The sequence below is a fragment of the Mycobacterium sp. NGS68 genome, from assembly GCF_059812195.1.
In genome coordinates, this window is record NZ_JCALCE010000013.1 from 36539 (window position 1) to 48692 (window position 12154).

8 protein-coding genes and 1 pseudogene are annotated in these 12154 nt (G+C 67.8%); 5 read left to right on the forward strand and 4 right to left on the reverse strand.

All coding sequences use genetic code 11. The features are described 5' to 3' along the window. Nucleotides 1–86 precede the first annotated feature (86 nt). The gene (locus AC5Y5V_RS16135; protein WP_499937082.1) at nucleotides 87–1403 is read right to left on the reverse strand and encodes a M1 family metallopeptidase; all 1317 of its coding nucleotides are present in this window, start codon (nucleotides 1401–1403) and stop codon (nucleotides 87–89) included. Further along, nucleotides 1400–5302 (reverse strand): Pls/PosA family non-ribosomal peptide synthetase, encoded by a 3903-nt coding sequence (locus AC5Y5V_RS16140; RefSeq protein ID WP_499937086.1) that lies wholly within the window; start codon nucleotides 5300–5302, stop codon nucleotides 1400–1402. Before AC5Y5V_RS16140 ends, AC5Y5V_RS16135 begins: the two co-directional genes overlap by 4 nt. A 479-nt stretch (nucleotides 5303–5781) precedes the next feature. Between AC5Y5V_RS16140 and AC5Y5V_RS16145 the strand changes: the two genes are divergently transcribed. Then, on the forward strand, nucleotides 5782–6900 hold the full coding sequence (locus AC5Y5V_RS16145; protein WP_499937090.1) for a hypothetical protein: 1119 nt from the start codon (nucleotides 5782–5784) through the stop codon (nucleotides 6898–6900). Nucleotides 6901–7056: 156 nt separating this feature from the next. Here AC5Y5V_RS16145 and AC5Y5V_RS16150 read toward each other — a convergent pair whose 3' ends face one another. Next, nucleotides 7057–7698, reverse strand: a complete 642-nt coding sequence (locus tag AC5Y5V_RS16150; RefSeq protein ID WP_499937094.1) for a GntR family transcriptional regulator — start codon at nucleotides 7696–7698, stop codon at nucleotides 7057–7059. 61 nt (nucleotides 7699–7759) lie between these two features. Between AC5Y5V_RS16150 and AC5Y5V_RS16155 the strand changes: the two genes are divergently transcribed. Genes AC5Y5V_RS16155 through AC5Y5V_RS16165 form a run of 3 tightly spaced genes read left to right on the forward strand, consistent with a single transcriptional unit; the run spans nucleotide 7760 to nucleotide 11256 of the window. Next, nucleotides 7760–9112 (forward strand): LLM class flavin-dependent oxidoreductase, encoded by a 1353-nt coding sequence (locus tag AC5Y5V_RS16155; protein ID WP_499937099.1) that lies wholly within the window; start codon nucleotides 7760–7762, stop codon nucleotides 9110–9112. Then, on the forward strand, nucleotides 9105–10289 hold the full coding sequence (locus tag AC5Y5V_RS16160; protein ID WP_499937102.1) for a CaiB/BaiF CoA transferase family protein: 1185 nt from the start codon (nucleotides 9105–9107) through the stop codon (nucleotides 10287–10289). The genes AC5Y5V_RS16155 and AC5Y5V_RS16160 overlap by 8 nt, the downstream gene beginning before the upstream one ends. Nucleotides 10290–10305: 16 nt before the next feature. Continuing rightward, complete coding sequence (locus tag AC5Y5V_RS16165; protein WP_499937107.1) at nucleotides 10306–11256, forward strand: HpcH/HpaI aldolase/citrate lyase family protein; 951 nt, start codon at nucleotides 10306–10308, stop codon at nucleotides 11254–11256. A gap of 83 nt (nucleotides 11257–11339) precedes the next feature. Here the strand turns inward: AC5Y5V_RS16165 and AC5Y5V_RS16170 are convergent. After that, nucleotides 11340–11477 (reverse strand): annotated as a pseudogene (locus tag AC5Y5V_RS16170) (type II toxin-antitoxin system Phd/YefM family antitoxin); the annotation flags it as partial. A 52-nt stretch (nucleotides 11478–11529) separates the two neighbouring features. Between AC5Y5V_RS16170 and AC5Y5V_RS16175 the strand changes: the two are divergent. Continuing rightward, on the forward strand, nucleotides 11530–12135 hold the full coding sequence (locus tag AC5Y5V_RS16175) for a TetR/AcrR family transcriptional regulator (protein WP_499937110.1): 606 nt from the start codon (nucleotides 11530–11532) through the stop codon (nucleotides 12133–12135). Nucleotides 12136–12154: the final 19 nt, after the last annotated feature.

Consider the following 12154-nt stretch of genomic DNA (forward strand, 5'->3'; position numbering starts at 1 on the left):
CGCACACGACACGCCGAAAACCGGCGCCGTGGTTTAAGTTTCGCGGTCGCGGGGGTTCGCGTTGCCGGCTTTCGCCCCGAGGGCCATCACGGCACTTCCGTGGAGTACAGCCACGCGTCCCACAGGGGCCGCAGCGAGTCGTCGGCGTAGTTGGCCGCGAGGCCGGTGAAGTCGTCGGTGACGACGCTGCCGTGGCGATGACGGGTCGTCCAATCCTTGAGCAGCGCGAAGAACTTGTCGTCGCCCAGGCGCCCGCGCAGCGCGTGCAGCGTCAACGCGCCGCGCTTGTACACGCGATCGTCGAACATCCGGCGCGGCCCAGGATCGGCCAGCAGCAGATCCTGGGGCTTGTCCCGGAGCTGCTCGTGATAGCGGTGGGCCCAGTCGTCCGCGCTGGGGCCGCCGCTGTTCTCGGACCACAGCCATTCCGCGTAGCACGCGAATCCCTCGTGCAGCCAGATGTCACGCCACCTCCGCGCGGTCACCGAATTGCCGAACCACTGGTGTGCCAGCTCGTGTGCGATCAGCCGCTCGCTGTCCCCCGTGCCGTCGCAGTGATTGGCACCGAAGATCGAAATCCCTTGGGCCTCAAGCGGGATCTCCAGCGGATCGTCGGTGACGACGACGGTGTAGCCGTTCGCCAGGGGGTACGGCCCGAACAGGTCGATGAACAGCCGCATCATCTCGGGCTGGCGGGCGAAGTCGTGGTCGAAGTCGTTGCGGAGTCGCTCAGGCAACGCCGCCTTGATCGGCACGGGCGTCGTCGCCAGCCGCGCCATGTCGTAGACGCCGATCTGCAGCGTGGCCAGGTAGGTCGACGTCGGTTCGGGTTGCTCGTAGGTCCACACGGTCTGCGAGGCCCGGGTCCGTCGCGACACCAGCTTGCCGTTGGCGACCACCCGGTAGCGGCTCTCGGCGCTGACCTGCATGCGGAAGGCGGCCTTGGCGCTGGGGTGGTCGTTGCACGGGAACCACGACGCGGCGCCGTTGGGCTGCCCGGCGACCAGCACGCCATCGGTCAGTTCCTCGAAACCGACGTCGCCCCACAGGGATCGGATCGGCCTGGGTGAACCGTGGTAGTGCACGACGAGCGACAGCGCCGTTCCCGTCGACACCTTCGACGCCAGCCGGATGCGCAGTTTGCCGCCGCGGCTGGCGAAATGGTCGGCGCGCTTGCCGTTCACCCACACCTTCGACACCGACAGTGCATCGGAGAGGTCGAGGCTGAGCTGGTTCAGCTCGGTGAGGGCCACCGCGGTGATCGTCGCCGATCCCGAGAGCCGGTTGATGGCGACCTTGTATTCCAGCTCCAGCTCGTAGCGCGACACCCGGTAGCCGGGGTCGCCGTTCTTCGGCAGGTACTCGTCGACCGCCGGGGTCGACGCTCTTCCGTTGGCCTTCACGCTGCGGTGTCCTCGACGCCGCCCGCGCGCGGCCGACCAGTGGCCTTCTTGCGGGACAGGCCCCAGGGCTTGATGGGGTTGCCCTGCCAGCGCGTCGACGGCGGAACCTCGTCGCCGCGCACCACCAGCGACGCCGGCCCGACGGTAGCGCCGGCGCCCACCCGTGCCGCCGGCAGCGCGACGCAATGCGGGCCCAGCGTCGCGCCGGGTTCCAGCACGACGCTGTCCATCCGCATGATCCGGTCGTGGAACAGATGCGTCTGCACCACGCAGCCACGGTTGACGGTGGCGCCGTCGCCGAGCGTGACGAGATCGGCCTCGGGCAGCCAATAGGTTTCACACCAGGTGCCGCGGCCGACGTGTGCGCCCAGCCCGCGCAGCCACAAATTCATCACGGGCGTCCCGCTGGCCGCGCGGGCGAACCACGGCGCCGCCACGGTTTCGACGAACGTGTCGGCGACCTCGTTGCGCCACACGAACGACGACCACAGCGGAAACTCACCCGCCCTGATCCGGCCCACCACAAGCCATTTCGCGACGACCGTGACGGTGCCCGCAAGGGCGCCCGCGGCCAGCAGCACCAGCCCGCCGCACAAAGCGGCCCACCAGATGCCGAAAATCCTGGCCACCGCCTGCAGCGCGCCCAGCGTCGCCAGCCCGATCGCGGCCGTCACCAACACGGGCAGCAGCCGGCACGTCTCCACGGCCGCGCGCATCGCCTTCAACCGCGGCGACGGGGCATAGGTGGTTTCCTCGTCGGCCTCGGCGGGGCGGCGGCGCAGCCGCATCGGCGGGCTGCCCAGCCACGACGAGCCGCGCTTGGCCTTCGGCGGCGTGGCGGAGAGCACCGCGACCAGGCCCTCGTCGGGAACGCGGCGGCCCGGCTGGGTGATGCCGGAGTTGCCGAGGAACGCGCGCTTGCCGACCGTCGTCTTGGCCGCGTAGATCCAGCCGCCGCCAAGCTCGTAGGACGCGACCATGGTGTCGTCGGCCAGGAATGCGCCGTCCTCGATCACGGTGAACTTGGGGATCAGCAACACCGTGGAGATCTCGGTGCCGCGGCCGACCGTGGCGCCCAACAAACGCAGCCAGCTCGGGGTCAGCAGGCTTGCATACAGCGGGAACAGGTAATTGCGCGCGCCGTCCATCAGCCGCTCGGTCGCCCACAGCTGCCACCCGGCGCGGCTGCGTACCGGGTGGTAGCCCTCGCGCAGCCCGATCGACAGCAGCCGCACCCCCAACACCGTCAGCAGGGCGTATGCGGCCAGCGCCGCCAGCGTGGCCACCGGCGTCCACAGCAGCGCGGGCGGGATCGCCTGCGACAGGCGGCGGGTGTGGTGCACGGCCGCCGCGATCACCGCAAGCCCGGCCGCGAGCGCGGCCAGCGGCAGCGCGCCGAGCACGGGCGACGTGGCTCCGTAGATGGCGACCCAGTAGCTGCGGCGGCCCGGTCGAACCTCGGGCCACGGGTGATGGGCCTTGCCCGACTTCACCGCCGGCGAGCCCTTCCAGTACTGCCCGTTCTTGATCTTGTCGATGACGCCCGAACCCGGTGCCACGTCCGCGTTCTTGCCGACCACCGCGCCGGGCAGCAGCGTGGTCCGCGAGGCGATCGTCGCGTCGTCGCCAATGGTGATCTTGCCGACGTGAAACGCGTCGCCGTCGATCCAGTGCCCGCTCAGGTCCACCTCGGGTTCGACGGCGGTGCGGTGGCCGAGGGTCAGCAGGCCGGTGACCGGCGGCATCGAATGCAGGTCGACGCCCTTGCCGACGTTGGCGCCGAGTGCACGCGCGTAGTACACCAGCCACGGCGCCCCGGCCAGGTTCTCGGCGCCGCTGGCCTCGGCGAGGCGCTCGGCGAACCACACCCGCAGGTGCACCGACCCGCCGCGCGGATACGTGCCGGGCTGGACCTTCCACAACAGGGCGCGGGCGAACAGCACGGCGATGCCCATGCGGCCGACCGGCGTGACGAATGCGATCAGCGCCACCGCGACCAGCCACCAGTTCACCGCCACGGTCCACGGCACCAGGCGCAGCGCGTGGGCGACGTTGTTGCCCAACGCCAGCCACGTCACCCACTGCAGCGCCGCCAGCGTCGCCAGCGGCACGGCGGCGACGGTCTGGATCAGCTGGGTCAGCCGCGGGGTCGGTCGCACCACCCGCTTGGTGACCTGCGGCGGGGGTTCCTGTTCGTCGAGGAAGCCGGCGAGCGAACCGAGCCGCGGGTGGTCGTACAGGTCCGCGACGGTGATCTGCGGATAGTCCCGCCGCAGGGCGACGACGAGCTGCGCGGCGGCCAGGGACCCGCCGCCGAGCGCGAAGAAATCGGCTTCCGGCCCGGTGACCGTGGTTCCGAGCAGGTCCTGCCACAACCCCGCCAGCCGGCCCGACGTCCCGCCCAGGTTGACCGCCTCGTTTTCGCTGCCGCCGGGCGGTGGCCACGGCAGCGCGTCGCGGTCGACCTTGCCCGACGTGCGCGTCGGCAGCTCGTCAATGCGCACCAGGCGCGGCACCAGCGCGGCGGGGAGGCGTTCGACGAGCTGCCTGCGCGCCTCGTTGATGTCGAACGACGGGTCCGCGCTCACCAGGTAGCCGACCAGCACCGACGTCCCGGTGGCGGTCTGGCGAACCGCGGCTGCGGCGCCGCTGACGCCGGGCAGGTTGACCAGCGCGGAATCGACCTCGCCCAACTCGATGCGGCGACCGCCGACCTTGACCTGGTCGTCGCTGCGGCCGCAGAAATAGAGGCCGTCGTTTTCCAGCCGGACCAGGTCGCCGCTGCGGTAGGCGCGCTGCCAGTCCAGCGTCTCCATCGGCGCGTACTTCTCGGCGTCCTTGTCCTTGTCCAGGTAGCGGGCCAGGCCGACGCCGCCGATCACCAGCTCGCCGACCTCGCCGGTGCCGACCGGGTTGCCGTCGGCGTCGACGACGGCGAGGTTCCAGCCCGGCAGCGGCAGCCCGATGCTGATGGGCCCTTTTCCGTCTAATTTGGCCGCGCAGGCGACCACGGTGGCCTCGGTGGGGCCGTAGGTGTTCCACACCTCGCGACCCTCGACCGCCAGCCGCTCGGCGAGTTCCGGCGGGCACGCCTCGCCGCCGAAGATCAGCAGCCGCACCGCCTCCAGCGCCTCCGCGGGCCACAGCGACGCCAGCGCGGGCACCGTCGAGACCACGGTCACGTCGCGGGTGACCAGCCACGGCCCGAGGTCCATCCCGCTGCGCACCAGCGACCGCGGCGCGGGCACCAGGCAGGCGCCGTGCCGCCACGCCAGCCACATCTCCTCGCACGACGCGTCGAAGGCCACCGACAACCCGGCCAGTACCCGGTCGCCGGGTCCAATCGGGCTGTCCTGCAGGAACATCCGCGCCTCGGCGTCGACGAAGGCGGCGGCGCTGCGGTGTGTCACGGCCACGCCCTTGGGGGTACCCGTCGATCCTGATGTGAAGATGATCCACGCGTCGTCACGGGCCAGCGGCGCCGCGGCCCGCCAGCCGCGCGACGAGCCGGGGCCCCTGAGCAGCCCGTTTTCGGTGATGATCCCGACGACATCGGCCTCGCCGAAGACCAGGTCCGCGCGCTCGTCGAGGTCGTCGGCGTCGACGGGCACGTAGGCCGCCCCGGTGGCCAGCGTCGCGAGGATCGCGACGTACAGCGCATAGCTGCCCGACGGCATCCGGATCCCGATCCGGTCGCCGCGGCCGATGCCGCGGGCGGCCAGCCAGACGACGCTGTCCTCGATGTCGCTGATCAGCTCGCTGTAGGTGAGTTGCACGGTGCCGTCGTCGATCGCGGCAGCGTCGGGGTAGCGCGCGGCGGTCTCGTTGATGATGTCGATGAGCGTGCGCGGGGCCGGCGCGTCGGCCGACAGCAGATACTGCGGTGGGATATCCGGCACCTTACGAAAATACTCATGTTGCGCCGAGATCGCTGCAGCGCCATCGCTGCACGGTCAAAGCGGATGACGCGGTGGTGCGGCGGATCTGTTGTCGCGGCCGCTCGCGGATCCTGCTTATCCCCAAGTTACGGTTGCAGCGTCGATGAGCCGCTCGGGGGAAGGTTTAGGGGCAAATATTGGCTATCTGGCGCTGGTCCACAGATCCGACCTTGTTCGCGGCTTCGGCCGCACCACACCGCGAGGTAATTGCGACACCGCGAATCGGTCACTGTCGTGGCCGCGCAGGCGCGCGTTGGCGAGGCGCCACCGCGATCGCGCTGCACACCGTGTTTGTGTTGGCGGCAGCGCTCAGCGGGTGCGCCGATACAAAGTCGAGCAGCCCTTCGGCGGCGCCGCCGGCCCGGCCCACGACTCCGGCCCCGACGACGGTTCAAGCGCCCGACATCGCCAAGTCTTCGCCGCTCCCGGCAGGGGCTCCTGTGCTGCGGGCTCCAGCCACCGTCTACACCGGCTGCGCAGCGCAGGGGATCAATGCCGCGATCGATAGCACCGGACAGGTCTTCAATCCGAAGACCGGCCATAACGTTCCTTTGCCGACGCCGTCGGTTCCAGCGGGCCAGCGCCTCTTGTATGGAGCCTGCACTGTGGGCGGAGATACCGATCATATCCGCGCGTTTTTTGTGATCACAGTGTCTGCACCGTCCAACGGATTAACACCCGAATCCCGGACGTCGTCCATTGTCGCGTTCGACCTGTCCGGGTCCGAGCCGCCAAAGACCGTTCCGCTGCCGAGCGATATCGATACGGGCAAGATCTTCGATATGGGTCCAACGGCGTTTGGTTTCTATTTGCGACGTGATACGCAAGGACCGCCTTCACACATCGACTACATAGGCTTCGACGGAGTTACCCTCGCTAAGACTTTTACGGTTCCGCAAGACGGGCTGGTGGCGTTTAACACTAAGGCGATCGCTGTTTCCTCCAATGGTGTCGGAACCATCTACAGCACCAAAGATGGTGCGGTTTTGGCCCGCCTCGAGGGACTGGAGCTAAATGACACAGTGCACACCTACCCGGACGGGTTTGTTTTCACTTACAGGAAGCCTGGTTCGGGCACCACCGCCAACGAACCCCATTCCTACTTCAATTTGACAGACAATCAGCTTAAGCAACCATTCCCCTCATTCACGGGTCATGTGTGGGGCAATAATTTCCTGTCGCTGCAGAACGATGTTTTAGACGTACGCGATCTCACTAGTAATGTCGCGATATTTCATCGAGAGGGCTCTGATGTGCGAGGGCTTCATATCAAGAATGCGTACATTGCCGGAAAATACTTGTACATTGAAAACGACTCGGACAGTCCAGTAATCGATATGACTACCGCTCAGAAAGTGTCCTCCGGCTGGAAGGTCCGTCCGACCGAGGTGCTAGGTAAAAACTGGGTGCTGGTGGTGAACGGGGGCAGTCAACAGATCGACGCCGCTACCTGCTTCAATGCGGGGGACCGGCCCAGTCCGAATCAATTCGTCTGCGACAGAACCGGGGCGACGCTGGCATATGCGCCCGGAGGTAATTACGCCGGGCCATGGTATTGATAGTCAGCCGACTTGGCGGCGAAAGCATCGGTCTGAGCTGCAGTGTGGAACAAAGCTGCGCTTTGTTATGCCCGGTCCGGGACCTGGCACACGTCGAACTGAATTCGCGGTCAGAGTAGCTGCGGCAATTCACAGTCGCGCGGCGGATTCGCGACCCTAGCTTTGCTGCAGCCAGTGGGCCAGTGACCGTCCGGCTTCCAGGACGTGGCGTTCGGCGATGGCGCGGGCGCGCTCGGCGTCCTTGTCGCCCAGGGCATCGAGCAGCTGCTGGTGCTCGTCGAGCGAATGCTTCTCGTGATCGGGGAACAGGGTGAGGAAGTTGGTCGGAACGACGCGCGCCGCCTGCTTGATCTGTGCCATCAGCCGCGGCGAGTGCGCGGCGCGGTGGATCCGCTGGTGAAAGTGCCAGTTGGCCTCGCCGATGCTGTCGTCTCCGGAGCGTGCGACAACGTCGGCCGCGAGTTCGCGCAGTGCCTCGAGTTCGTCGGGCTCGACGCGCTCGGCCGCCCAGGCCGCCGCCTGCCCCGTCAGCACGCCCAGAATCGTGAAGCTGTCGAGCACGTCGTCGGGGCTGATGCCGATCACGGTGACCCCGCTGCGCGGGGCGACGCGGACCAGGCCTTCGAAGGACAGCTCCAGCAGCGCCTCACGGACGGGGGTCCGGCTGGTCGCGAACTCCTCGGTGATCGCGTCCAGGTCGATGCGCGCCCCGGCCGGCAGCGCGCCGGTGAGAATGCGGTCGCGCAGTTCGCGGGCGGCGCGTTCCCGGACCGTGCCGGAGATGTCGATGGCTGCCATCCGCGGATACTACCGCATCTAGCGTTTGAAATCTGATATATCAGATGTTAGATTCGGCGACATGCGAAGCGACAAGATGGCCCTCGTGGCGTTCATGCAGGCGGGGAGTACCTCGGTGTACGCGGGCTCGTGGCGGCATCCAGCGACCGAACACCGCTACCTCGACGCGTCCTACTACGCGAAGATCGGACGCCAGCTCGAAGAGGGCTGCTTCGATCTGATGTTCTTCGACGACAGGCTGGCGATGCCGGGCGTCTACGGCGGATCGGTGGATGAGGCGGTCGCGTACGGCGCGCGCCCGGTCAAGCTGGACCTCGGCGTCGTACTCGGCATCCTCGCGCAGGCCACGTCGCGCATCGGTCTGGGCGCCACCTACTCGACCACCTACTACGCGCCGTTCCACGTCGCGCGCACATTCGCGTCGCTGGACCACCTGTCCGGCGGGCGGGCCGCCTGGAATGTCGTTACCTCCGTCAACGACAGCGAGGCGCAGAACTTCGGCGTCGATGCGCACCTCGGCCACGACGAACGCTACGACCGCGCCGATGAGTTCATGGACGTGGTGACCGGGCTCTGGGACACGTGGGAGGACGGCGCGATCGTGCACGACCGGGCGTCCGGCCGGTACGCCGACCCCGCCAAGGTGCGCGAGCTGGGACATGCCGGCCGGTACTTCTCCGCGCGCGGACCGCTGACCGTGCCACGCACACCGCAGGGCCGGCCGGTCATCATCCAGGCCGGTTCGTCGGGCCGGGGTCGTGAATTCGCCTCCCGCTGGGCGGAATTGATCTTCACCGGCGACCCGGGCATCGACGTCGCGCGCAGTCACTACGCCGACCAGAAGGAGCGCATCGGGGCGGAGGGCCGCGATCCTGCCGCCGTTCGGATCTGCCCGATGGCCTACGCTGTGGTCGGCGAGTCGGAGGCCCACGCCAAGGACCGCGAAGCCTTGTTCCTCAACGATCTGGTACACCCCATGGCGTCGCTGACACTGCTGTCGGAGTTGATGAATTACGACTTCGCGCAACATGATCTGGACGATCCGGTGACCGACGAGCTGATCGCGTCCGTCTCCGGCATCCGCGGCCTGGTGCAGAACCTGCGTGCCCATATCGGCGGGGACACCGTGACGGTCCGCGACCTGGCCGGCCACCGCGCCACGTTGCTGCAGGGGCCCCGCTTCGTCGGCACCGGCGAGCAGGTCGCCGATCAGATGGCGGACTGGTTCGAGAGCGGGGCGTGCGATGGTTTCGTGCTGGCCGCAACGCATCTGCCTGGCGCGTTCGAAGACGTGGTGCGGATGGTGGTTCCGGAACTGCAACGACGGGGGCTGTTCCGCACGCACTACGAGTCCTCCACGTTGCGCGGACACCTTGGGCTGCAACGTCCTTCGAACGCCCTCGTCGATGCTTGACGGCGTTCGGGTGCTCGACCTCGCGACCCTGGCGGCCGCGCCGCTGGTGGCGACGTATCTGGGCGAGTTCGGCGCCGACGTCATCAAGGTCGAGGAGCCCCGCCACGGCGATCCGATTCGCTCCTGGGGCAACCAGCGCGACGGCGTCGGGCTGATGTGGAAGTCGATTTCACGCAACAAGCGGTCCGTCACGTTGGACCTGCGCTGCACCGAGGGTCAGGAGTTGGTGCGCCGCCTGGTGCGCCGTGCCGACGTCGCGATCTTCAACACCCGGCCGCAGACGCTGCGCAAGTGGGGCCTGGACTACGAGAGCCTGCGTCCCGTCAACGGCCGGATCGTGGTGCTGCACATCACCGGATACGGGTTGACCGGGCCGAAGAGCGAGCGCCCGGGATTCGGGACCCTCGGGGAGGCGATGAGCGGCTTCGCGCATATCACCGGCCAAGCCGGTGGCCCGCCCACCCTGCCGCCGTTCATGCTGGCCGACGGCGTCGCCTCGCTGAACGCCGCCTACGCGGTGATGATGGCGCTGTATCACCGGGACGTGCACGGCGCGCCGGGACAGCTGATCGACGTCAACCTGATCGACCCACTGGCGCGTCTGCTGGAGCAGACGCTATTGGGCTACGACCAATTGGGTCTGGTGCCGCAGCGGTCCGGCAACCGGTGGGACATTTCCGCACCCCGCAACACCTATCGCACCGCCGACGGTCGGTGGCTGGCCATGTCCGGTAGCTCACCGGCCCTGGCGCTGCGGGTGTTTCGGGCGATCGGCCGTGGTGACCTGCTGTCCGACGCCGACTTCTCCGATCCGCAGCGGCGCCTGGCACGCGCCCGCGAGGTCGACGAGGTGGTCGCGGATTGGGTTGCCACAAAGACGCTTTCGGAGGCAATGGTGGTTTTCGAGGCGCACGAGGTGGCCGCCGCGCCCGTCTATGACATCACCGACCTGGTCGCCGACGAGCAGCTTGCCCATCGCGAGGTGTTCGTCTCCGTCGACGACGACGAGCTCGGGGCGATGACGGTGCAGGCGCCGGTCCCGCGGTTCTCGTCGGCGTCTGGGACCGTCGGCAGTCTGGGGCCACGTCTGGGCGAGCACAATACCGAGGTGTACGGCGAGCTGCTCGGGCTGAGCTGCGCCGAAATCGACGACCTGCGCACGCGTGGCGTGTTGTGAGAGAAGGAAATTCCCGTTGACTGGATTGCTTCGCCGTTCCGAACTGGCCGTGCCCGCGTGCAACGACAACATGTTCGAAAAGGGCGCCAGCAGTGGCGCGGACCTCGTGTTCCTCGACCTCGAGGACGCGGTTCCCGTGGCCTTGAAGGAAGAGTCGCGCGCCAAGGCGATCGCGGCGCTCAACGACATCGACTGGGGCCGCACAGCCCGCGCGGTGCGCATCAACGGACTGGACACCCCGTGGTGCCATGACGACATCATCGACGTGGTGACCCAGGCCGGCGAGAACCTCGACACGATCGTTATCCCGAAAGCACGCCGGGCCCGTGACGTCTGGTGGGTGGACGTGCTGCTCACCCAGTTGGAGGCGAAACTTGGTCTGAGCAAACGGATCCGGCTTGAGGTGCTGATCGAGGAGGTAGAGGGACTGGCCAACGCCGAGGAGATCGCGGTGGCCAGCGACCGCCTGGACGCGCTGATCTTCGGGGTGGGCGATTTCTCGCTGTCGCAGGGCGCGCGGGTGGACACCAACTTTGTGCCGCTGGGCGAATATCCTGGTGATTTCTGGCATTACGCGCGCAACAAGGTGATCGTGGCGGCGCGCATCGCGGGCATCGACGCGATCGACGCGCCCTATCCCGACTACCGCGATCTCACGGGGTATGAGCGCGATGCCCGGCGCGCATCGCTGATGGGCTACACCGGCAAGTGGGCGATCCACCCGAGCCAGGTTCCCGTCGCGAACGGCGTCTACGCTCCGACAGACGACGAAATCGCCCGTGCCGAAAGCAATATCGCCGCATACCGGGACGCCGAGGCCAACGGCCGTGGCGCGGTGGGAGTCAACGGCGTGCTCGTCGACGCCGCGCACGTGAAGATGGCAGAGCAGACGCTGGCCCGTGCCGCGCTGATCAACGGAGGCTGGCTAGGGTTGGCGCATGTCACGCGCGTCGATTCCCCTGGGTGAACGTCGATACGACTGGTTCTTCGTGGTCGCCTTCACGCTATTCGCGACGACCTCGTTTCTGAGCGACACCGCTAACACGGTTGCCGATTGCCCTTCAGCACTTCGATCTCCTCGCCCGCTTCCACGCGCCGGAGGATCTCTGCGGTCCGGTTTCGCAGGTCGCGCGCAGGCACTCGATCAGACCTGCTACATGCGTAGCGATTTGCTACGGGTGTAGCAATCTCGAAGGCATCGGCACCGGCTACCGTTACCCCATCCAGGGATGGGAGTTCGATGCCGTACGTCGAGTCCGCTGTACGCAGCAAGCAGGCAGTGGCTGCCGCGCGTGCCGTGCTCATGCGCGACGGCGTCGGCGGCACATCGATGCGCACGGTGGCGACCGAGGCCGGCATCCCCCTGGGGACGCTGCAGCACGTCTTCCCGACCAAGCAGGGCCTGTTGCGCGCCGTGATCGAAGACGTCGTTCAGGAAATCGCTGACCTGCTGAGGAATTCCGCCGAACTCGACGCCGGCCTGGAACACGCGATCCGATGCGGGCTCCGCAACTTCTGGGAAACGCTGGTCGTCGACCATCGCCACCTGCAGCTGGTGCAGTTGGAACTCGTCACCCATGCGCTGCGGACCCCCGGTCTGGAGGATCTTCCGCGCTGGCAGTACGAGCGGTACACCGAAGTCGTCGCCGACTGGTGTCGGGAGGCGGCCACCCGGGCGGGGGAGACCTGCGCGGTTCCGTTCGACCGGCTGGGCCGCGTGCTTGTGGCCAGCGTCGACGGTCTGATCGTGCAGCAGGTGGTCGACCCCGACACCGGCCGCGCCACGGTCGATCTCGAAGCGATCGCCGAGATGATCGTCACTCTGGCACGCCCCGCCTCGAACTGACCCTTGTGCGCCGGGAGGC